The organism is Pseudomonas fluorescens (genome assembly GCF_001307275.1).
Classification (GTDB): domain Bacteria; phylum Pseudomonadota; class Gammaproteobacteria; order Pseudomonadales; family Pseudomonadaceae; genus Aquipseudomonas; species Aquipseudomonas fluorescens_AA.
On sequence record NZ_CP012831.1, the window covers coordinates 3,125,054 to 3,145,982 of the forward strand.

The following is a 20,929-nucleotide window of genomic DNA, read 5'->3' on the forward strand; positions in this document are numbered from 1 at the left end:
CACATGTACGGCGCACATCCTGTGGGAGCAAGGCTTGCCCGCGATGCTTTGTTACAGCGTCAAGGTCAACCGCTTCACCAGCGCCCCCGGCAACAACATCGAGGCCGTGGCTCGCTGGCTGTAGGTGCTGGCCGAGAGCAGCAGTTCCCGCTCTTGGGTCAGGCTTTCCAGTTGTGAGCCGAGCAGGCTGTAGACACTGTCGTCGAAACGCATGGTGCTGACCGGCGCGACGATCTGGCCATTCTCGACCCAGAACGTGGCGAAGCGGGTCATGCCGGTCAGGCGCGCCGCCGGTTGGTCCGAGTAGTTCAGGTACCAGAGGTTGCTGATGTACAGCCCGGTGCCGAGTTCTTCGAGGATGTGTCTTTGCTCCAGTTGTCCGCCCCGCATGTCCAGCGCCGTAGGGTATTCGCTGCTGCTGGCGCCGTTGGCCGCGAGGTCATATTCGGCGGCGCTGCGGGAGTTGACCAGTCGCGCATTGGCCGTGCCCTTGGCGATCAGCCCCAAGTCATCGCGGGGATAACCTTCGTCGGAAAATGCCGGGCTCAAGGAGCCGCTGACCTGCTCCGTCAGCCACACGTTGGGGCTGAAGTGGGCTTCGCCAGCGTAGAACTTCTGCAGCGGGCTTTGCTTGCTGGCGATTGCACCGGCCGAGAACCCGCCCCAACTGAGCATGCCCATGATCTCTTCCAGAGCGGCCGGCGCCAGGTAGGCGCGATATTCGCCGGGCGGCAACGTGCGCAGCGGGCGGCCGAGGAATTCCAGTTGCTCGCGGGCCTGTTCGAAGCGCCGGGCAAATCCGTCGCTGCTCCATTCATGTCCGGCGTAGCTGGCTTTCACCGCCTGGCCGTTGTCATGGAACAGGCTGAAATCGAAGTTGAAGCTGTTGGCCTGATGCCAGCCGAACGCCCCCGAAGAGCTGGCGAAACCACGGCTGATGGGCCCGGCGGCGTAGAACCCCACCAGGTCCAGGCCTTCGGCGGCGCGGGTGATTTCGGTAATGGCCTGTTCCGTCTCGGGCAATGGATGGGCTTGCACATTGTTGCTCTGCCAGTGGTCGGGGTTGAGCAGCAGGTACGGATCGCGGGGCAGCAACGGCAAGGTTTCGCGCAGTTGTTGCAGGCCTTCGGCCAGGCGTTGCAAGTCCGTCTCGGCTTCGCCGGACAAGGTGATCTGCAAATCGGCGTGGCGCCCGTCGTCGATCAGTTTGAAACTGACATTGGCTTGCTGCACCTGGCCGGCCTGGCGGACCTTGCCATGGTTGAAACGGACGAAGGCCGAAGACTCGGCGGCGTAGCCGAGGGTGAACTGTTCGGATTCATGCAACGTATCGCGCAGCCAGTCGACCAACGCCTTGAATGCCTCGGCCTGATTGTTGAAAGTGCTCATCAGGCATCCCCCCCAAACACATCAACGTTGCTGAACACGCAGGCTGGCGACGCATGGCCGACGCGGATGACCTGGTTCGGTTCGCCCTTGCCACAGTTCGGCGTGCCCAGGACCTGGAGGGTGCTGGCATCGCCCACCGCGCGCAGGCTCTTCCAGAACTGCGCGGAAATGCCCCGGTAGTTGGGGTTCTTCACCACGCCCTTGAGCTCGCCGTTCTCGATCAACTGGCCCCACTCGCAGCCGAACTGGAATTTGTTGCGGGCGTCGTCGATGGACCAGGAGCGGTTGGTGCGCATCAGCACACCCCGTTCGGTGCCCTGGATCAATTGCGCCAGGGACTGGTCGCCGGGTTCGATGTTCAGGTTCGCCATGCGGTCGATGGGTGGCCGATTCCAGCCGCAGGCGCGGCTGTTGGCGACACCGTCGAGGCCGGCGCGGAACTGCGACAGCGCGCCGCCCAGTGGACGCAGCAACAGGCCTTCGCGAATCAGGAACTGTTTGCTGGCGGCGCTGCCGTCGTCGTCGTGGCTGTAGCTGGCCAGTTCTTCGGGAATGTTCGGGTCGAAGGTCACGTTCAGCAGGCGGGAGCCGTATTGCAGGTGGCCGAAATCGCTGGCCTTGACGAAGCTGGTGCCGGCGTAATTGCGCTCGTCCCCCAGGATGCGGTCCAGTTCCAGCGGATGGCCGATGGACTCGTGGATCTGCAACATCATCTGGTCGGGCATCAGCAGCAGGTCGCGGGGGCCTTGCGGCGTGTTCGGCGCCATCAGCAACTGCAGGGCCTGGTCGGCGATTTTCGGCCCGGCCCCGATCAGGCCGCAGCGGCTGATCACATCGAAGCCGCCCTGCTGGCCGAAGTTTTCCCGGCCCAGGGTGCGGGTCTGGCTGTCGTGGCCGTCGAAGGCGGTGACTTCCAGGGCCGGGTAGATGAAGCGTTGGGCCTGGCGCAGTTCAGCGCCGGCACTGTTGAGGTAGATCTGCTCGACCTGGGTCAGGCCGATGCTGGCCTGCCAGTTCACCAGGCGCTCGTCCTGGGGCACCGCAGCCGATTCGTCGCCGAGCAACTGGTAGCAGTCGCTCAGGGGTGGGAAGGCCTGGTCGAAATGCGGCGAGAAGTAATCGGCGCGGTCACTGGACACGGCTTGTTCACGCAGGTCGAGCAAGGCATGGGGCTTGAGCTGGCGAGCATGTTGTTCGGCACGTTCCAGTGCCGCTTGCAGACCGGCCTGGGACAGGTCGTTGGTGGCGGCATACGCCTCGACACCGTTGACCCGCGCGGTGAGCATCGCACCTTCATCACGGTTCAGGCTGGGCGGTTCGGCGACGTTCTTGCGCACCGACAAATGCTGGCCGGATTCGCGCACGTAACGCAGGGAAAAGAATTCAGCGCCCGTGCGCAAGGCAGCGAAACGCTCCTTGAGCTGGGGGTGGAAGTCGAACATGGAACCTCCTTGTCTGGAGCGAGGGTGCGGCGCATTGCGGTGATTTGACGCGGCGGCTCTAGATTAGGCCTGGGGTGGGGGTGGGATCAAGGTAGAAGGGAATACTGAGGTTGTCAGGGCGGACGCTTTCGCGAGCAAGCTCGCTCCCACATTGGATCTTCGGCGACCACGGAATCCGTGCCGGCCATCGTGCCCTTTGTGGGAGCGGGCTTGCCCGCGAAGACGGCGGTACATCCGACATGGATGCACGCTGACCCACCGCTTTCGCGAGCAAGCTCGCTCCCACAGGGGGATCTTCAATGGTCACAAAATGTGCGTTCGCTGCAGATCCCTGTGGGAGCGAGCTTGCTCGCGATGGCGGTCCTGAGCCTTACTGAGCCATTGGCCCCACTTCGCGCAGTGGCTTGCCACGCACCGGCGCGTCGCCGGCCACGTAGTACGGGGCGGTGCTGCGTGGCAGGGGCTTGCGGCCGCGGATCTTGTCGGCGATTTTCTCGGCGATCATGATCGTCGGCGCGTTCAGGTTGCCGGTGGTGATGATCGGCATGATCGAGGCATCCACCACGCGCAGCCCTTGCATGCCATGCACGCGGCCTTCGCCATCCACCACGGCCATGTCGTCGGTGCCCATCTTGCACGAGCAGGACGGGTGGAACGCGGTTTCGGCGTGCTCGCGGATGAACTGGTCCAGTTGCGCGTCCGTCTGCACCTCGATGCCCGGGCTGATCTCGCGCCCCCGGAACGGGTCGAGCGCCGGTTGCTGCATGATCTCGCGGGTCAGACGGATGCCGTCGCGAAACTCCTGCCAGTCCTGCTCGGTCGCCATGTAGTTGAACAGGATGCTCGGGTGCTGGCGCGGATCCTTGGATTTGGCCTGGATCCGGCCGCGGCTTGGCGAGCGCATGGAGCCCATGTGCGCCTGGAAACCGTGTTCCTTCACGCCGTTGCTGCCGTTGTAGTTAATCGCCACCGGCAGGAAGTGATACTGGATGTTCGGCCAATCGAAATCCGGACGGGTGCGGATGAAGCCGCCGGCTTCGAACTGGTTGCTGGCGCCGATACCGGTGCCGTTGAACAGCCATTCGGCACCGATGGCCGGCTGGTTGTACCAGAGCAGCGACGGGTACAGCGAGACCGGTTGGGTGCAGGCGTATTGCAGGTACAGCTCCAGGTGATCCTGCAGGTTCTCACCGACCCCCGGCAGGTCATGGACCACCGGGATGTCGAGGCTTTCCAGCAATTGGGCCGGGCCGACGCCGGAGCGTTGCAGAATCTGTGGCGAGGCGATGGCGCCAGAGCACAGCAGCACTTCCTTGCGTGCCCGGGCTTCCACGCGCTCTTCAGCCGCGCCCACCAGGTAACGCACGCCGACCGCGCGTTTGCCTTCGAAGATGATCTTGTCGGTCAGGGCGTGGGTGACGATGGTCAGGGTCGAGCGCTTCTTGGCGACGTCCAGGTAACCGCGCGCGGTGCTGGCCCGACGGCCGTTGGGCGTGACGGTACGGTCCATCGGGCCGAAACCTTCCTGCTGGTAGCCATTGAGGTCTTCGGTACGCGGGTAACCGGCCTGCACGCCGGCTTCGACCATGGCGTGGAACAACGGGTTGTTGCCGGCCTTGGGCGTGGTCACGCTGACCGGGCCGTCGCCGCCGTGGTAGTCGTTCGGGCCGATGTCCCGGGTCTCGGCTTTTCTGAAGTAGGGCAGGCAGTCCAGGTACGTCCAGTCCTCGAGGCCAGGCAGTTTTGCCCAGTTGTCATAGTCCAGGGCGTTGCCGCGGATGTAGCACATGCCGTTGATCAGCGAAGAACCGCCCAGGCCCTTGCCGCGACCGCATTCCATGCGGCGGCCGTTCATGTGCGGCTCCGGGTCGGTCTCGTAGGCCCAGTTGTAGCGTCGGCCTTGCAGTGGGAATGCCAGGGCGGCAGGCATTTGCGTGCGAAAGTCCAGGCGATAGTCCGGGCCGCCGGCTTCGAGCAGCAGGACGGTGATGCCCTCGTCTTCGGTCAGGCGGGTGGCCAGGGTGTTACCGGCCGAGCCGGCACCGATGATGATGTAATCGAATTCTTGGGACATGAAATGCACCCTCTTTTTGAATTGGGTTCAGGTCAGGCCTGGCGAGTGCTTCGCACTCAATCGCGAGCAAGCTCGCTCCCACATTGGAATGGGAGCTCCTGTGGGAGCGAGCTTGCTCGCGATGGCGGCCGCAGAGGCAACGCCGGCTTAGAACACCGACGCGTAATCGCCCAGTTCGACCTGTACCGATTTGATTCGCGTGAAGTTGTTCAGCGAACTGATGCCGTTCTCCCGGCCCACCCCCGATTGCTTGTAGCCGCCGACCGGCATCTTGGCGTCGGACTCGCCCCAGGCGTTGATCCAGCAGATACCGGCTTCCAACTGGTGGATGATGCGGTGGGCGCGGTTCAGGTCGCGGGTCACGACGCCAGCGGCCAGGCCGAAGTCGGTGTCGTTGGCGCGGCGGATCACTTCTTCTTCGGTGTCATAGGTGAGGATGCTCATCACCGGGCCGAAGATTTCTTCACGCACGATGGTCATCTCATCGGTGCAGTCGGTGAACACGGTCGGGGCGACGAACGCGCCCTTGGCGAATTCGCCTTCAGTCAGGCGACCGCCGCCGCACAGCAGGCGCGCGCCTTCGGCTTTGCCTTTCTCGATGTAGCCCAGCACGCTTTCCATGTGGGCGAAGCTCACCAGCGGGCCGAAATTGGTGTTTTCATCCTCTGGGTTGCCAACGCGGATGCGCGCCACGCGCTCGGCGATCTTGGCTTCGAAGGCGGCCTTGAGGTGGCTCGGTACGAACACGCGGGTGCCGTTGGTGCAGACCTGGCCGGAGCTGTAGAAGTTGGCCATCATCGCGGTGTCGGCAGCGCGATCCAGGTCGGCATCGTCGCAGATGATCAGCGGCGACTTGCCACCCAGTTCCATGGTCACCTCCTTGAGCGAAGAGCTCGAAGCGCTGGCCATGACTTTCTTGCCAGTGTCGGTGCCGCCGGTGAAGGAGACTTTCTCGATGCGCGGGTGCTCGGTCAGCCAGGTGCCGACTTCACGGCCGCTGCCGGTCAATACGTTGAACACACCCGCTGGAACCCCGGCTTCGGTGTAGATCTCGGCCAATTTCAAGGTGGTGAGCGAGGTGACTTCGCTCGGCTTGAAGATCATCGCGTTGCCAGCCGCCAGGGCCGGTGCGGATTTCCACAGGGCGATCTGGATCGGGTAGTTCCACGCGCCGATACCGGCCACTACGCCCAGGGGCTCGCGGCGGGTATAGACGAAAGACGTGTCGCGCAACGGGATCTGCTCGCCTTCGATGGCGGGCACCAGGCCGGCATAGTATTCCAGCACGTCGGCGCCAGTGACGATGTCGACGTAGCGGGTTTCGGAGTAGGCCTTGCCGGTGTCCAGGGTTTCCAGGGCGGCCAGTTCATCGTTGCGCTCGCGCAGGATGTCCACGGCGCGGCGCAGGATGCGCGAACGCTGCATGGCGGTCATGGCCGCCCAGACTTTCTGGCCCTTTTCGGCGCTGACCACGGCGCGCTCGACGTCCTCGAACGTTGCGCGCTGCACCAGGGCGAGTACTTCACCGTTGGCCGGGTTGATGGCTTCGAAAGTGGCGTCGCCGCTGGCATCGCTGTACGCGCCATCGATGTAGAGTTTTTGCAGTTCGAAACGGGCCATAAAGTCCTCGCAAGTGCATGAGTGGTTGGCTGGCCACCGAGCGTGTCGTTTATAGCTGACTACGCGCTGCGGTGGGGGTTCAGGAATCGAGCGGTTCTGTGTGCTCTGGCGCCCCTGCCTTGGCCAGTTGGAAATCCATGTATTCGTAAGCGATCTGGTGCGCCTGGGCGGTATCGAACGCGTCTCCCGACAGCGCTCCGCGCAGCCACAAACCGTCAATCAACGCGGCCAGGCCCCGTGCCGCGCTGCGTGCCTGATCGACGGGCAACAGGCGGCGGAACTGGCAGCACAGGTTGGAATACAGACGGTGATCGTTGATCCGCTGCAACCTGTGCAAAGACGGGTGGTGCATGCTGGTGGCCCAGAAGGCCAGCCAGGTTTTCATTGCCGGGCCATTGACCTGGCTGGCGTCGAAGTTGCCTTCGATGATCACCTTGAGGTGAGCCCGCGGGCTCGAATCCTCCAGCGCATGACGGCGCGCGGTGACGTTCTCGCTCAGGACAGTCATCAGGTACTGGGCCGTGGCCGCGATCAGGCCGTTCTTGTCCTGAAAGTAGTGACTGATGATGCCGTTGGAGACACCGGCCAAACGGGCGATCAGCGCAATGCTGGCGTCCCCCATCCCGACCTGATCGACCGCTTGCAATGTGGCTTCGATCAATTGTTGGCGGCGGATGGGTTGCATACCGACCTTGGGCATCTAGCACATCTCCTTAGGCCTGCAGGCGGACGAGTGCAGTCCGTCATGGCGAGGGCCAGTCTATTTTGTTTTGATTGAACGTTCAATCAATAAAAACAAAGTTCTATGACAAGTCGTCGCTGTTTGTCGGGATTCCATGTGTAAATGGCGCCTGAAGGCACACGGAAACCCGCCGCGCAGGGGCGAGGACTTTTTCGGGATGTCTTTATAACACTCGTCGGTCGGTTGCCGAGCAAACGGTTGTGGCAAGGCTGAATGTCCGCACAAACAAAAACGCCGCGATCATCTCGCGGCGTTTGTGTGCGTGGGCTCAGCCCAGGTTCTTGCCGAGCAATGCGTGGTACAGCTCGCTGTCGCCCAGGATCCCGACGACTTTCTGGTTATCGTGGAGCACCAGTTTGTTGCCGGTCTGGTAGCGGATCTGCAACGCGTCGCGCATGCCGATGTTGGAGTCCACCAGGGTCGGACGCCGGCCCAGCTCTTCCACCGATTGGCCCGGTGCCCAGTTTTGCAAATCCAGGACCGCGCCGTTCTGCCGGGCGCCCTTGATGGTGTTGCCTTCGGCCAGGTCGAGCCAGGAGTCGCCGCCCGGATCCAGGCAGACCGAACCGTTGATGCGCTTGCAGTTGTCCAGGGTGCGCATCAGGCTGCGACCGCACAGGACGTTGAGTGGGTTGGTGTGGGCGACGAAGGTGCGCACATAGTCGTCCGCCGGGTTCAGCACGATCTCTTCCGGCTTGCTGTACTGGATGATCTTGCCGTCTTTCATGATGGCGATCCGCGTGCCCAGTTTCAGGGCTTCGTCCAGGTCATGGCTGACGAACACGATGGTCTTTTGCAGTTTGCGTTGCAGTTCCAACAGTTCGTCCTGCAAACCCTGGCGGATCAGCGGGTCGAGGGCCGAGAACGGTTCGTCCATCAGCAGGATGTCGGCGTCCATCGCCAGGGCGCGGGCCAGGCCGACCCGTTGCTGCATACCGCCGGACAGCTCGTCGGGCTTCTTGTTGCGCCATTGGGTCAGGCCCACCAGCTCGAGTTTTTCATCCACCAGCTTGCGCCGTTCCTTCTCGGGACGGCCCTGCATTTCCAGGCCGAAGCTGATGTTCTCGCGCACCGTCAGCCAAGGCATCAGGGCGAACTTCTGGAACACCATGGCGATGCGCTTGGTGCGCATCATCTTCAGCTCGGCGGGGGAGCAGGAGGCGATGTCGATCTGCCGTCCTTCATGCTCGACGAACAACTTGCCACGACTGACGGTGTTCAAGCCGTTGATGCAGCGCAGGAGGCTGGATTTGCCTGAGCCGGAAAGGCCCATCAAGACGCAGATCTCACCCTTCTCGATGGATAGGCTGGCTTTTTCCACGCCGACGATCAGGCCGGTCTGCTGCAGGATCTCGGGGCGCGAAAAACCCTTGTCCAGCAGGTCCAGCGCGGCCTTGGGACGGTTGGAGAAAATAACATCGACGTCCTCGAAACGAATGATGCTCATGCGTCACCCCCTACTTTAGCGTCGGGTTGTTTGCAGATTCGGTCGAGCATGATCGCCAGTAATACGATCGCCAGGCCTGCTTCGAAGCCCAGGGCGATATCGGCGGTGTTCAGTGCGTTGACCACGGGTTTGCCCAGGCCATCGGCACCCACCAGCGCGGCGATCACCACCATCGACAACGACAGCATGATGCACTGGGTGATACCGGCCGCGATGCTTGGCATCGCATGGGGCAGTTCGATACGCGACAGGAGTTGGCGGCGGGAGCAGCCGAAGGCTTTGCCGGCGTCCATCAGTTCGTCCGGAACGTCGCGGATGCCCAGGTAGGTCAGGCGGATGGGCGCGGCAATCGCGAACACCACCGTGGAGATCAGGCCCGGGACCACACCCAGACCGAAAAGGGTCAGGGTAGGAATGAGGTAGACGAAGGTCGGTACGGTCTGCATCAGATCGAGTACCGGCCGCATCATTGTGTAGAACATCGGCTTGTGCGCGGCAACAATGCCCAGCGGCACGCCGATCAGCACGCAGACCAGGGTCGCGAACAGCACCTGGGCCAGGGTTTCCATGGTTTCTTGCCAGTAACCCAGGTTGAGAATCAGCAGGAAGGACGCGATGACGAATACGGTCAGGCCCCATTTGCGCTGGATGAAGTGCGCCAATAGCGCGATGAGGCCGATCAGGGCCAGGGGGTTGAACCAGGTCAGCGCAAACGTCACGCCGTGAATCATCGTTTCCAGAAACAGCGCGATTGCGTCGAATGTGCTGGCGCCGTTTTGCGTCAACCATTCGACAAAGCCCGCGATGTACTGGCCCAAGGGTATTTTCTGATCAATAAGCATGGTAGTGAACGTCCGCATGCAAGGGAATAAACAGCCCGGGCGAGCGAACTCGCCCGGCATAACATAAGCAGTTATTGCGCAAGCTTGGCTTTCACGGCTTCCAGGCCAGGTTTACCGTCAATGGTGGTCACGCCAGCGAGCCAGGTATCGAGTACCTGTGGGTTTTTCTTCAGCCAGGCCTTGGCGGCGGCCTCAGGTTTCATCTTGTCGTCGAGCACGTTGCCCATCAGCTGGCTTTCCATGTCGACGGTGAACTCCAGGTTTTTCAGCAGTTGTCCAACGTTGCTGCATTCCTGGCTGTAGCCCTTGCGGGTGTTGGTCGCCACGGTAGCGGCACCGAAATCGGGGCCGAAGAAGTCGTCGCCGCCGGTCAGGTACTGGATCTTGAAACGCGTGTTCATCGGGTGTGGCGCCCAGCCGAGGAACACCACGTCGGTGCCACGCTTGGAGGCGCGGTCGACCTGCGAGAGCATGCCCGCTTCACTCGACTCGACGACTTTGAAGCCGGCGTCCTTCAGGCCGAAGGCGTTCTTTTCGATCATGCTCTGGATCAGGCGGTTGCCGTCGTTGCCCGGTTCGATGCCGTAGATCTTGCCGTCCAGCTCTTTCTTGAATTTGGGGATGTCGGCGAAGTCATGCAGACCTTTGTCGTACAAGGCCTGGGGCACGGCGAGGGTGTACTTGGCGCCCTTGAGGTTGGTGCGCACGGTTTCCACGGTGCCGGCTTCGCGGTAGGCCTTGATGTCGTTTTCCATGGTCGGCATCCAGTTGCCGAGGAATACATCCATGTTCTTGCCATCGGCCAGGGACTTGTAGGTCACCGGCACGGAAATCATGGTGGTCTTGGTCTTGTAGCCCAGCGCGTCCAGCACCACGCTGGTGGTCGCCGTGGTCACGGTAATGTCGGTCCAGCCGACATCGGAGAAGTTGACGGTGCTGCACTTTTCGGGGTCTGCAGCGTTGGCCAGCATCGGAAGACTCAGCATGGCGGCCAACAACAACGGCTTGGAACCTTTCATGGGTGGACTCCTGGTGTTTTATCGGCGGTGTCCGGTCAGGACAACCACGCTTAATTGGATGTTGCGGTTGGTGGCGCGTGGGCACTCTCTGACACGCGGCCTTGCAAACGAGCCGTAACCGATCATGTACCAGTGCAAATCTGACGCCTACAGGGTGGGTCGTATCCAGTACAGGGATGGTCGCATCCAGTGTCGGTGACGTCGTTTACAGATTTTTTCCGCCCCTGACGGGCCTCTGACACGCAGAAAAACGCCGCAGAAACGGGGTCAGGGACGGGCGGCGCTGGTGGGCATGATTGCGTCGGTGTCAGACGTCGGGCGCCCAGGCAAAAACCGGATGATGCGGCCATCCCGGCGTTGAGCGTAGCAGCTCCGTCACCGGACGCTCCTGCGCCCGGATGTGCCTGTTCTGGAGGTTATCGGCAATGGCAATCAGCGTTTTCGACTTGTTCAAAATCGGTATCGGCCCGTCCAGTTCCCACACCGTGGGCCCCATGCGTGCCGCGGCGCTGTTCGTTGAAGCGCTGAAGGCAAAGGCCCTGCTCAATGATGTGCGCCGGGTCGAGGTGCAATTGTTCGGTTCGCTGTCGGCCACCGGCATCGGCCACGGCAGCGACAACGCCGTGATCATGGGCCTGATGGGGGAGTGGCCGGACGCAATCGACCCGTCGCAGATCGGCCCGCGCATCGAGCTGCTGCGTGAAACCCAGACCCTGCTGCTCGACGGTCGGCTGCCGGTGCCGTTCGTATGGTCCCGGGACATGCGCCTGATCGACGAGAACCTGCCATTCCATCCCAATGCGATGACGCTGGTGGCCGAGGGCGCCGACGGCGAGCTGCACCGTGACACTTATTACTCGGTGGGCGGTGGTTTTGTCGTCGATCAAGCCCAGGCCTCCAGCGGCGTGGTGGATCTGGACAGCACTGAGCTGCCTTACGATTTCTCCAGTGCCGAAGAGTTGCTTGAGCTGTGCCGTACCCACAACTTGCGGGTAGCCGAGTTGATGCTGTCCAACGAAAAGGTCTGGCGGTCCGAAGAAGAGATCCGCAGTGGCCTGATGAAACTGTGGCGGGCCATGCAGGATTGCGTCGAGCAGGGCCTCAAGCACGAAGGCATCCTGCCGGGCGGTTTGAATGTGCGTCGGCGGGCGGCCAAGTTGCACCGCAGCCTGCAAGAGTTGAACAAGCCCAATGTCATCGGCTCGACCCTCAGCGCCATGGAGTGGGTCAACCTGTTCGCCCTGGCGGTCAACGAAGAGAACGCGGCCGGCGGGCGTATGGTCACGGCACCGACCAACGGTGCGGCGGGGATCATCCCGGCGGTGCTGCACTATTTCATGAAATTCAGCGAAGCGGTCACCGACGCCAACGTCGTGGATTATTTCCTCGCTGCGGCGGCCATCGGGATCCTGTGCAAAAAGAACGCATCGATCTCCGGCGCCGAAGTCGGTTGCCAGGGCGAGGTGGGATCGGCCTGCGCCATGGCGGCGGCGGGCCTGGCGGAAATCCTCGGGGCCACGCCGGAGCAACTGTGCAACGCGGCGGAAATCGGCCTGGAACACAACCTCGGCCTGACCTGCGACCCGGTGGGCGGCCTGGTGCAGGTGCCGTGCATCGAGCGCAACGCGATCGCCGCGGTCAAGGCCATCAACGCCGCACAAATGGCCCTGCGCGGGGATGGCCAGCATTTCATCTCCCTGGACCGGGTGATCCGCACCATGCGTGACACCGGTGCCGACATGCATGACAAATATAAAGAGACCTCGCGCGGCGGCTTGGCGGTCAGTGCGGTGGAGTGCTGAAGCACGCATTGCCGGGGCTCTCTGTGGCGAGGGAGCTTGCTCCCGCTGGGCCCGGTAGGAGCTGGCGAAGCCTGCGATCTTTTGATCTTGATCTTTGGCTCTCGATTCAATGGGCTGTGGAAAGATCGCAGCCTCGCTTCGCTCGACAGCTCCTACCGGGCTGAGCGGGAGCAAGCTCCCTCGCCACGGGTTGTTCTTAAAATCGCTCACAAAATGCACATCCATCCTGAAACACGCCACCTTTTAGCGCGTCGCAAACAGACAAGACCCCCGTTGTCGAGCCAGCCGCTCAATCGCGCTCGACCGTCCGTCACCCGCACCTGTGGTGCTACTCCTTGCGCTAGCCGCGCAGCCCAGTTCCCACAAGTGCTACCGAACTGCTCACAGCCTTCTGTGATCGGTACCTGCCGCCATTGATGGCACCTAAAACCTGGACGCGATGCACGCCTTATATAGACAGGCCGCGATGTCGTTTTCAGGATTTATTGAACACACATTCAATTTTAGGCATGGCAATTGCTCTATCCCGATAAAGCCCTGTCTCGCGCAAGAGAACGTGGCAATAACAAGAGCCTCCGCCTGAGGCCATCACCCGCTTTGTGTGAGGAGATACCGCGATGACGACGTCCAACTCCGGGGCCCAACCCCAGAACCGTGCGCCTCAATCCATCGGCTTTTTGCTGCTGGACAATTTCACGCTGATTTCCCTGGCGTCCGCGGTGGAACCGCTGCGCATGGCCAACCAGCTGTCCGGTCGCGAGCTGTATCGCTGGACCACCCTCACGGTCGATGGTGGCCAGGTCTGGGCCAGCGACGGTTTGCAGATCACCCCCGACGCCTCCATGCATAAAGCGCCGCCCCTGGACACCGTCATCGTCTGTGGTGGCATTGGCATCCAGCGCACCGTGACCCGTGAACACGTGTCGTGGTTGCAGAGCCAGGCCCGCCAGTCCCGTCGCCTCGGCGCGGTCTGCACCGGCAGCTGGGCCCTGGCCTGCGCCGGCCTGTTGGATGGTTTCGATTGCAGCGTGCACTGGGAATGCCTGGCAGCGATGCAGGAAGCATTCCCGCGGGTGTCGATGAGCACCCGCCTGTTCACCCTCGACCGCAACCGCTTCACCAGCTCCGGTGGCACCGCGCCGCTGGACATGATGCTGCACCTGATCAGTCGCGATCACGGTCGCGAGCTGTCGGCGGCGATCTCTGAAATGTTTGTCTACGAGCGTATCCGCAACGAGCAGGATCACCAGCGTGTGCCGCTCAAGCACATGCTTGGCACCAACCAGCCGAAGTTGCAGGAAATCGTGGCGTTGATGGAAGCCAACCTCGAAGAGCCGATCGACCTGGACGAACTGGCGGTGTACGTCGCCGTGTCCCGGCGTCAGCTGGAGCGGTTGTTCCAGAAGTATCTGCACTGCTCACCGTCGCGCTACTACCTCAAGCTGCGGCTCATTCGTGCGCGGCAGTTGCTCAAGCAGACGCCGATGTCGATCATCGAGGTGGCCTCGGTGTGCGGCTTCGTTTCCACCCCGCACTTCTCCAAGTGCTACCGCGAATACTTCGGTATTCCGCCGCGGGACGAACGCGTCGGTTCCAACACCACGCAACAGGTGGCGATGATGCCGCTGCCGCAGGCGTTGGTGCTGTCGCCATTGTCCGGGCCGCTGTCGGCGCTGAGCCAGGCGCGTAATGAGTCGACGTTTGCCAGTGTGAGGCTCTAAAACCTCTAGCGCCTTCATCGCGAGCAAGCTCGCTCCCACAGGGCGATCGGCTGGGTGCAATAGAAAGTGTGCACACCAGGGATCACTGTGGGAGCGAGCTTGCTCGCGATTGGTTTTATCAGGCGCTGTGGTTTTGCTGGTAATTCATCAGCGCCGGCAACAGCTGCTTGTCGATTGCCTGGCGCACGGCCGGCAGGATGGTGGCGCTGCTGGTGTACATGTCCTTGACCATCCGCCGCAGTTCATTGGCGCGGGCCTGGTCCAAGCCCCGCACAGCGCACTCGCAGGCCTGCTCGGCGGTGGAGCCACTGGGTATCTGCAGTCCCAGGGCCTTGAGATGGCCCAGCAGGTCTTCCTGGTCGATCAAATCGGCGTGCATCATGACGCTTTTCCTTGTTCAGGGATTGGGGTCGTGTCTCGATTCTGGTAGCCACCCGAAGCGGCGGCAAGGGCAAATGGTCGCAATGTCACGAATGACTATGGAGGCGTCGTTTTCGGTTAACTTGCCCAGGCCTGGACTGGGCACACTGGCCCCAAGCTGAATCACGATGGTTTGGTCACCCTCGCGCGACAGCTCCTCCAGTAACGCAACCTGCCCCGATCCTGTCACGGCTTGATCGGGGATTTTTTTGTCTGTGACAATCAGGGAGTGATGGGTTGTTCGTCAGGACGCTATCGCGAGCAAGCTCGCTCCCACAGGGGGTTGTGTCGTTCACGAAACCTAATGTGGGAGCGAGCTTGCTCGCGATGAACGATGACGCGGTCTACCTCTGCAACACCAGAATCCGCGACAACAATTCATCCCGATCCACATAACACCCCTGGAAATGCCGCGCGCCGGAAGCCGGGTCGAAGGCGTTGCGGGCATGGAGCGTGCGGCGGTTGTCGAAGCACCAGAGCTGGCCCGGTTCGAGGCGCTGCACCAAGCGAAAGTGTGGCTCGCGGGTCAGGGCGATGAAGCGGCGGTAGGCACGGTAAAGTTTGGGCATCTGCTCGACCGAGGTGTCGAACGGCCCGCGCAGGAAGTTCGCCATGCGGATTTCCGAGACCTGTCCGAGGGCATCCAGGGCGATGATCGGCGCCAGGCAGCGATAGTCGCTGCGGCGGTCCTTGTTGCGAAATTCCACCGGAATCCGGCACAGGGCGTCGAAGGCCTCGGGGTCTTCCCGGCGCAGGGCTTCGGCAATGGCAAAACCGTCGACAAAAATGCTCTCGCCACCGTCGGCGTCATTCACCAGGCAATGCAAGAACTGCAGCCCCGGCTGCAACTCCCGGGTCGGCAGGTCGGTGTGCAGTGGCAGGTTGAAAGCGGTGTAGGCGTTGCTGTCGGCATCGGCCTTGGACTGCACGTTGAACAGCACGCCGAAGTTGCTCTCGCGGATGAAGGCGATGCGTTGGGCCACCCGTTTCAGCGAACCGGGTTCGGTGGGCACGCCGCTTACTTGGGTCAAGCCGATGTCGCGCAGCGCCAGCAACCATTGCAGCAGCGCGTCGGTATCGTCCATCAGCGCCGGATAATCGAACACCGGCAGTGGCAGGTCGTGCCGCCATAGCTGGCGTTGGGGCTTGTTCGCCAGGCGTTCGGCCCGGGATTGATCGTCGTAGGCGTGGGCGCGCAACCAGCCCGGGTCAAAACGGCTCTGGTGGCCGTCCTGCCAGTCCACGCATAGGCAGCCTTCGTCGTCGAGGCGAATCGCGCCGGGGGCCATGTCCTCAGCGACATCGACGATTTCCAGCACCTGCTCGCGGGTGACGCTGTAGACGCATTGGGGGCAAGGGCAGTTGTCCCGTAACCATGGGTGATGAAAGGGGCTGGTCCGGCCATCGGCCCATGTGACTTGCACCCGGTCGGCCAAGGGGGTTGCGGCGGTCAACGCGAAGATCAGGGGATAACGGCGGAAGTCGGCAAAAGCGGCGGCGGTGTTCATGCGATCTCCTGTGCGGGGCTTATCGGGCGGGGGGCAGGGCGATGACCCGACCGATGTAGGCTGGGGGCGGCAGGTCGGATTGCTCGTCCAGCAGGGCGTCGAGCCGGGCCAGGGTCTGCTCCGTGAAGGGCGCCGAGCGCGGGCCCGCCAGGTCGACATGCAGCAGCATCTGTTCATTGCCGGCCAGTTCTTTATCACCACCGACCAGGTGCAGGCTGTGGTAGAGGTGCAGGCGTTTGGCGTCGTGGCCGATGATCTGCGTGTGCACTTGCACCTCGGCCCCGAGTTTCACTTCGTGCAGGTAGTTGAGGTGCAGCTCGAGGGTGAACAGCGAGTGACCGCTGGCTTCGCGGTTCTGGCTGTCCAGGCCGAGCCGGTCCATCAGCGCGTCGGTGGCGTAGCTGAAGATCAGCAGGTAGAAGGCATCGCGCAAATGGCCGTTGTAATCGACCCATTCGGGGAGGATGCGGGTCTGATAGGTGGTGAGGGTGGGCATGATTCAGGTCCGACAATTGGGGTGACTGGGTTGGCGCTATCGCGAGCAAGCTCGCTCCCACAGGGATCTTCTGGGGGAAATAAAGAGCGTTCACACCGCGAAATCCTTGTGGGAGCGAGCTTGCTCGCGATGGGGCCAGGCCTGCTGGCCCCAGAACCAGGGTTTACTCTTCGAAAGCCATTCCATGCTTGGCCTTGGTGGTCTTCACCGCCTCCAGCACCGCCAGCAGGCAATCATCACGATAGCGCTCCAGGGCCGAGATGCTGTGGCTGCCCAATTGCTCGCTCGTGCCGTCCACCACATCGTCGATCAGCTTCTCGGTCAGCTCCGGCGCTGGCAGGTAGGTCCAGGGCAGTTGCAGTGCCGGGCCGAACTGGGCCATGAAGTGCCGCATGCCGGCATCGCCACCGGCCAGGGTGTAGGTCAGGAACGTGCCCATGAATGACCAGCGCAGGCCGGCGCCAAAACGGATGGCATCGTCGATTTCCCCGGTGGTGGCGACGCCGTCGTTGACCAGGTGCAGGGCTTCGCGCCACAGCGCTTCGAGCAGGCGGTCGGCGATGAAGCCGGGCACTTCCTTGCGTACATGCAGCGGCCGCATGCCGAGGGATTCGTACACCTGCATGGCCGCCTGCACGGCTTCGGGCGCGGTGTGCTTGCCACCGACCACTTCCACCAACGGCAACAGGTAGACCGGGTTGAACGGGTGTCCGACCACGCAGCGTTCGGGGTGGGTGCAACCTTCGTAGAACTCACTGGGCAGCAGCCCCGAAGTGCTGGAACCGATCAATGCATTCGGCTTGGCGGCGGCGCTGATCTGGCCGTGCAGTTCGAGCTTCAGTTCCAGGCGCTCGGGGGCGCTTTCCTGGATGAAGTCGGCGTCGCGCACGCATTCTTCGATGGTCGCGACAAAGCGCAGTCGATCCTGCGAGGCGCCAGGGGCCAGGCCCTGTTTTTCCAGCGCGCCCCAGGCGTTGGCAACGCGTTTGCGCAATGCCGCCTCGGCACCCGGCGCGGGGTCCCAGGCGACGACGTCGAGGCCATGGGCCAGGGCGCGGCTGACCCAGCCGCTGCCGATCACGCCGCTGCCCAGGGCGGCGAAGGTCTTGATGTCGGTGATAAAGCTCATGGTGATGTCCTGAAAAAATAGTTCGGTGGTCTCCTGTGGGAGCAAGGCTTGCCCGCGATGGCGGCAGTAGATTCAGCAGGGATGTCGACTGACATACCGTCATCGCGGGCAAGCCTTGCTCCCACAGGTTGTGCCCCCCAATAGGGGAATGTGGATGTCGGCTCAGCCGCGCTGGGCCAGGCCCATTTTCTTGCGGCCTTCAGCCGGAGTGAGCACGCGCGCCCCGAGGCGGCTGAGGATTTCGCCAGCGCGCTCCACCAGTTGGCCGTTGGTGGCGAGCACGCCTTTATCCAGCCAGAGGTTGTCTTCCAGCCCGACCCGCACGTTGCCCCCCAACAGCACCGCCTGGGCGGCCATCGGCATTTGCATGCGGCCGATGCCGAAGCCCGCCCACACTGCGTCGGCTGGTAGGTTGTCGACCATGGCCTTCATGGTGGTGGTGTCGGCCGGCGCGCCCCACGGGATGCCCAGGCAGAGCTGGAACAGCGGGTTGTCCAACAGACCTTCCTTGATCAGTTGCTTGGCGAACCACAGGTGCCCGGTATCGAAGATTTCCAGTTCGGCCTTGACCCCCAGCTCGGTGATCCGCTTGGCCCCGGCCCGCAGTTGTGCCGGGGTGGAGACGTAAATGGTGTCGCCGTCGCCGAAGTTCAGGGTGCCGCAATCCAGCGTGCAGATTTCCGGCAACAGCTCTTCGACGTGGGCCAGGCGGGTCAGCGGCCCCACCAGGTCGGTGTTGGGGCCGAACTCCATCGGTCGTTCGCCCGCACCTATCTCCAGGTCACCGCCCATGCCGGCGGTGAGGTTGACGATGATGTCCACGTCCGCCTCACGGATGCGCTCCATCACTTCGCGGTACAGCGCCACGTCGCGGCTGAACTTGCCGGTCTGCGGGTCGCGGACGTGGCAGTGGACCACGGTGGCACCGGCCTTGGCGGCTTCGACGGCAGCGGCGGCGATCTGTTTCGGGGTGACCGGCACGTGGGGGCTCTTGGCGGTCGTGTCGCCAGCACCGGTGAGTGCGCAGGTGATGATGACGTCGTGGTTCATGGTGCGGATTCCTTCAGGCGTGGTGAGTCACCGCGCAGCCGTGTGGTGCTGCGCAGAGGGAGAACGGTTGGTCAGTTACTGGTGAGTTTCAGGTTGTCGGCGGCCGGCTTGCCGTCGAAGGTGGTCACGCCGTCGAGCCAGCGCTGCTTGTCTTGCGGATGATCCTTGAGCCATTGCCGGGCCGATTCGAGCGGATCCTTGTGATCGAGCAGCGGCTGCATCATCCGGCTCTCGTCTTCGGCGGTGAAGGTCAGGTTGCTCAGCAAGCGACCGACGTTCGGGCATTGCTCGGCGTAGTTCGGCGCAGTGACGGTCCAGACGGTGGCCATGCCTTCGTTCGGGCCGAGGGCGTCTTCGCTGCCGGTGAGGTAGGTCATTTGCACGTTGACGTTCATCGGATGCGGCGCCCAGCCAAAGAACACCACGGCTTCCTTGCGCCGTACGGCGCGGTCCACGGCGGCGAGCATGCCGGCTTCGCTGGACTCCACCAGTTGGAATTTGCCCAGGCCGAACTGGTTCTTGGCGATCATCGCCTTGATCTGGGTGTTGGCGCCGGAGCCGGGTTCGATGCCGTAGATCTTGCCACCCAACTCTTTTTCGAATTTGGCGATATCGGCGAAGGTCTTCAGGCCCTTGTCGGCCAGGTAGGTCGGCACGGCCAGGGTGGCGCGGGCATCCTTGAGGCTGGGCTGCTCCAGGACCTTGACCTGCTTGGCTTCGACGAATGGAGTGATGGTCTGGGTCATCAGCGGGTTCCAGTAGCCCAGGAACAGGTCCAGGCGTTGGTCACGAATGCCAGCGAAGATGATTTGCTGGGAGGCGCTGGTCTGCTTGGTCGTGTAGCCGAGGCCGTCGAGCATCACTTGGGTCAGGGCGCTGGTGGCGATGACGTCGGTCCAGTTGACCACGCCCAGGCGCACGTTCTGGCACGCGGCGGGTTCCGCGGCCATGGCGGCGCCATTCATTAAGGTGGTAGCGCTGAGTGCAAGAACGCAGGAGCTGATCAGTCGTTTCATGTCGGGTTCCTCGGCAGCTTATTGTTATGGGGCCCGGTGTCTGTGCGCCGGTGATGCCAAGTTACGCAGCCCGAAGCGTGGCAAAACGCACAGCGGCGACGTGCTCTTGCACTGCAGCGACCTGCGCTCTTGAACGACGCTTGCAACTGGCGTATCAAGGTCCGCACGCTACCCGTCGACCGAGTGCGCTTCATGTCCCAGGATTTCTACTTCTTGTTGATGCCGGGCTTTTCAGCCATCGGTTTCATCTCGGCCATCGAGCCGTTGCGGGTCGCCAATCGCTTTCGTGGCGAGCTGTATCGCTGGCATGTGTTGAGCGTCGATGGCGGGGCGGTGCTGGCGAGCAATGGCATGTCGGTCAACGCCGATGCCGCGCTGGAGCCGTTGAAGAAGGGCGCGACTCTTTGGGTGGTGGCGGGATTCGAACCACTGAAGTTCGCCACCCCGGCCCTGGAGCGCTGGTTGCATCGGTTGGACAACGAAGGCGTGATCCTGGGCGGTATCGACACCGGCAGTGTGGTCCTGGCCGAGGCGGGGCTGCTGGAAGGGCATCGCGTGACCTTGCACTGGGAGGCGATCGAGGCGTTCAAGGAGTCTTATCCGCAGCTTGGCGTGACTCAGGAATTGTTTGAAATCGACCGTCGCCGCATCACTTGCGCCGGTGGTACCGCGTCCATCGACCTGATGCTCGACCTGATCGGCCAGGCCCATGGTTCGGAGCTGGCGATCCAGGTCAGCGAACAGTTCGTGCTCGGCCGCATCCGCCCGCGCAAAGATCACCAGCGCATGGAAATCGCCAACCGCTATGGCATTCGCAACAAGAAGTTGGTGCATGTCATCGGCGAGATGGAAACCCACAGCGAACCGCCCCTGAGCACCTTGGCCCTGGCCGAGTCGATCAACGTCACCCGCCGCCAGCTCGAACGCCTGTTCCGCCTGCACCTGAACGACACCCCGAGCAACTTCTATCTGCGCCTGCGCCTGGAAAAGGCCCGGCAACTGCTGCGCCAGACCGACATGAGCGTACTGGAAGTGAGCATCGCCTGCGGCTTTGAGTCACCGTCGTACTTCACCCGCAGTTACCGGGCACGGTTCGCGCGTTGTCCACGGGAAGATCGGCGGCGGCAGGGGGATGGGCGGGAGGTGGTTTGACAGGCTTTTATACTCAATTATACTCGCGACTATAAATTATACCTGTCGCCATAATTGAGT

Annotated in this window: 17 protein-coding genes; 3 read left to right on the forward strand and 14 right to left on the reverse strand. The window is 62.6% G+C overall.

Annotation, left to right across the window (positions count from 1 at the left end):
• Positions 1-51: 51 nt before the first annotated feature.
• The 8 genes from AO356_RS13800 to AO356_RS13835 all read right to left on the reverse strand — a co-directional run bounded on the left by AO356_RS13800 (position 52) and on the right by AO356_RS13835 (position 10,575).
• Positions 52-1,389 carry a TldD/PmbA family protein gene (locus tag AO356_RS13800; protein ID WP_060740263.1) on the reverse strand — a complete coding sequence of 446 codons (1,338 nt, stop codon included), beginning with the start codon at positions 1,387-1,389 and terminating at the stop codon, positions 52-54.
• Positions 1,389-2,831 (reverse strand): TldD/PmbA family protein, encoded by a 1,443-nt coding sequence (locus tag AO356_RS13805; protein ID WP_060740264.1) that lies wholly within the window; start codon positions 2,829-2,831, stop codon positions 1,389-1,391. Before AO356_RS13805 ends, AO356_RS13800 begins: the two co-directional genes overlap by 1 nt.
• Before the next feature lie 370 nt (positions 2,832-3,201).
• Complete coding sequence (gene betA, locus AO356_RS13810; RefSeq protein ID WP_060740265.1) at positions 3,202-4,905, reverse strand: choline dehydrogenase; 1,704 nt, start codon at positions 4,903-4,905, stop codon at positions 3,202-3,204.
• A 147-nt stretch (positions 4,906-5,052) separates the two neighbouring features.
• Positions 5,053-6,525 (reverse strand): betaine-aldehyde dehydrogenase, encoded by a 1,473-nt coding sequence (gene betB, locus AO356_RS13815; protein ID WP_060740266.1) that lies wholly within the window; start codon positions 6,523-6,525, stop codon positions 5,053-5,055.
• Positions 6,526-6,604: 79 nt separating this feature from the next.
• A complete protein-coding gene (betI, locus tag AO356_RS13820; protein ID WP_060740267.1) occupies positions 6,605-7,225 on the reverse strand; it encodes a transcriptional regulator BetI in 621 nt (206 codons plus the stop codon).
• A 310-nt stretch (positions 7,226-7,535) separates the two neighbouring features.
• Complete coding sequence (gene choV, locus AO356_RS13825; protein ID WP_060740268.1) at positions 7,536-8,714, reverse strand: choline ABC transporter ATP-binding protein; 1,179 nt, start codon at positions 8,712-8,714, stop codon at positions 7,536-7,538.
• Positions 8,711-9,556: a choline ABC transporter permease subunit gene (gene choW, locus AO356_RS13830; protein WP_060740269.1), complete on the reverse strand. Its 846-nt coding sequence runs from the start codon at positions 9,554-9,556 to the stop codon at positions 8,711-8,713. Before choW ends, choV begins: the two co-directional genes overlap by 4 nt.
• Positions 9,557-9,627: 71 nt before the next feature.
• Entirely contained in the window at positions 9,628-10,575 is a 948-nt protein-coding gene (locus AO356_RS13835; RefSeq protein WP_060740270.1) for a choline ABC transporter substrate-binding protein, read from the reverse strand.
• 425 nt (positions 10,576-11,000) lie between these two features.
• On the opposite strand from AO356_RS13835, the gene AO356_RS13840 reads away from it, so the two are divergent.
• Together AO356_RS13840 and AO356_RS13845 are read left to right on the forward strand one after the other, a co-directional pair.
• Positions 11,001-12,377 carry an L-serine ammonia-lyase gene (locus tag AO356_RS13840; RefSeq protein ID WP_060740271.1) on the forward strand — a complete coding sequence of 459 codons (1,377 nt, stop codon included), beginning with the start codon at positions 11,001-11,003 and terminating at the stop codon, positions 12,375-12,377.
• A gap of 617 nt (positions 12,378-12,994) precedes the next feature.
• The gene (locus AO356_RS13845) at positions 12,995-14,098 is read left to right on the forward strand and encodes a GlxA family transcriptional regulator (RefSeq protein ID WP_060740272.1); all 1,104 of its coding nucleotides are present in this window, start codon (positions 12,995-12,997) and stop codon (positions 14,096-14,098) included.
• Between the two features lie 118 nt (positions 14,099-14,216).
• Here AO356_RS13845 and AO356_RS13850 read toward each other — a convergent pair whose 3' ends face one another.
• From AO356_RS13850 to choX, 6 genes are all read right to left on the reverse strand, one after another.
• Positions 14,217-14,480 carry a hypothetical protein gene (locus AO356_RS13850; RefSeq protein WP_060740273.1) on the reverse strand — a complete coding sequence of 88 codons (264 nt, stop codon included), beginning with the start codon at positions 14,478-14,480 and terminating at the stop codon, positions 14,217-14,219.
• A 382-nt stretch (positions 14,481-14,862) separates the two neighbouring features.
• The gene (locus AO356_RS13855; RefSeq protein WP_060740274.1) at positions 14,863-16,026 is read right to left on the reverse strand and encodes a gamma-butyrobetaine dioxygenase; all 1,164 of its coding nucleotides are present in this window, start codon (positions 16,024-16,026) and stop codon (positions 14,863-14,865) included.
• A gap of 19 nt (positions 16,027-16,045) precedes the next feature.
• The gene (locus AO356_RS13860; protein ID WP_060740275.1) at positions 16,046-16,522 is read right to left on the reverse strand and encodes a thioesterase family protein; all 477 of its coding nucleotides are present in this window, start codon (positions 16,520-16,522) and stop codon (positions 16,046-16,048) included.
• Between the two features lie 163 nt (positions 16,523-16,685).
• Positions 16,686-17,651 (reverse strand): L-carnitine dehydrogenase, encoded by a 966-nt coding sequence (locus tag AO356_RS13865; protein WP_060740276.1) that lies wholly within the window; start codon positions 17,649-17,651, stop codon positions 16,686-16,688.
• 162 nt (positions 17,652-17,813) lie between these two features.
• Complete coding sequence (locus AO356_RS13870) at positions 17,814-18,701, reverse strand: 3-keto-5-aminohexanoate cleavage protein (protein ID WP_060740277.1); 888 nt, start codon at positions 18,699-18,701, stop codon at positions 17,814-17,816.
• A 71-nt stretch (positions 18,702-18,772) separates the two neighbouring features.
• Positions 18,773-19,717, reverse strand: coding sequence for a choline ABC transporter substrate-binding protein (choX, locus tag AO356_RS13875; RefSeq protein WP_060740278.1), 945 nt, complete (start codon positions 19,715-19,717; stop codon positions 18,773-18,775).
• Positions 19,718-19,909: 192 nt separating this feature from the next.
• Between choX and AO356_RS13880 the strand changes: the two genes are divergently transcribed.
• Positions 19,910-20,869, forward strand: coding sequence for a GlxA family transcriptional regulator (locus tag AO356_RS13880; RefSeq protein WP_060740279.1), 960 nt, complete (start codon positions 19,910-19,912; stop codon positions 20,867-20,869).
• Positions 20,870-20,929: the final 60 nt, after the last annotated feature.

What these genes read in the sequence shown, in the direction of transcription:
- AO356_RS13800 (WP_060740263.1), bottom strand. Translation starts at nt 1,389, where the DNA reads ATGAGCACTTTCAACAATCAGGCCGAGGCATTCAAGGCGTTGGTCGAC.
- AO356_RS13805 (WP_060740264.1), bottom strand. Translation starts at nt 2,831, where the DNA reads ATGTTCGACTTCCACCCCCAGCTCAAGGAGCGTTTCGCTGCCTTGCGC.
- betA (WP_060740265.1), bottom strand. Translation starts at nt 4,905, where the DNA reads ATGTCCCAAGAATTCGATTACATCATCATCGGTGCCGGCTCGGCCGGT.
- betB (WP_060740266.1), bottom strand. Translation starts at nt 6,525, where the DNA reads ATGGCCCGTTTCGAACTGCAAAAACTCTACATCGATGGCGCGTACAGC.
- betI (WP_060740267.1), bottom strand. Translation starts at nt 7,225, where the DNA reads ATGCCCAAGGTCGGTATGCAACCCATCCGCCGCCAACAATTGATCGAA.
- choV (WP_060740268.1), bottom strand. Translation starts at nt 8,714, where the DNA reads ATGAGCATCATTCGTTTCGAGGACGTCGATGTTATTTTCTCCAACCGT.
- choW (WP_060740269.1), bottom strand. Translation starts at nt 9,556, where the DNA reads ATGCTTATTGATCAGAAAATACCCTTGGGCCAGTACATCGCGGGCTTT.
- AO356_RS13835 (WP_060740270.1), bottom strand. Translation starts at nt 10,575, where the DNA reads ATGAAAGGTTCCAAGCCGTTGTTGTTGGCCGCCATGCTGAGTCTTCCG.
- AO356_RS13840 (WP_060740271.1), top strand. Translation starts at nt 11,001, where the DNA reads ATGGCAATCAGCGTTTTCGACTTGTTCAAAATCGGTATCGGCCCGTCC.
- AO356_RS13845 (WP_060740272.1), top strand. Translation starts at nt 12,995, where the DNA reads ATGACGACGTCCAACTCCGGGGCCCAACCCCAGAACCGTGCGCCTCAA.
- AO356_RS13850 (WP_060740273.1), bottom strand. Translation starts at nt 14,480, where the DNA reads ATGATGCACGCCGATTTGATCGACCAGGAAGACCTGCTGGGCCATCTC.
- AO356_RS13855 (WP_060740274.1), bottom strand. Translation starts at nt 16,026, where the DNA reads ATGAACACCGCCGCCGCTTTTGCCGACTTCCGCCGTTATCCCCTGATC.
- AO356_RS13860 (WP_060740275.1), bottom strand. Translation starts at nt 16,522, where the DNA reads ATGCCCACCCTCACCACCTATCAGACCCGCATCCTCCCCGAATGGGTC.
- AO356_RS13865 (WP_060740276.1), bottom strand. Translation starts at nt 17,651, where the DNA reads ATGAGCTTTATCACCGACATCAAGACCTTCGCCGCCCTGGGCAGCGGC.
- AO356_RS13870 (WP_060740277.1), bottom strand. Translation starts at nt 18,701, where the DNA reads ATGAACCACGACGTCATCATCACCTGCGCACTCACCGGTGCTGGCGAC.
- choX (WP_060740278.1), bottom strand. Translation starts at nt 19,717, where the DNA reads ATGAAACGACTGATCAGCTCCTGCGTTCTTGCACTCAGCGCTACCACC.
- AO356_RS13880 (WP_060740279.1), top strand. Translation starts at nt 19,910, where the DNA reads ATGTCCCAGGATTTCTACTTCTTGTTGATGCCGGGCTTTTCAGCCATC.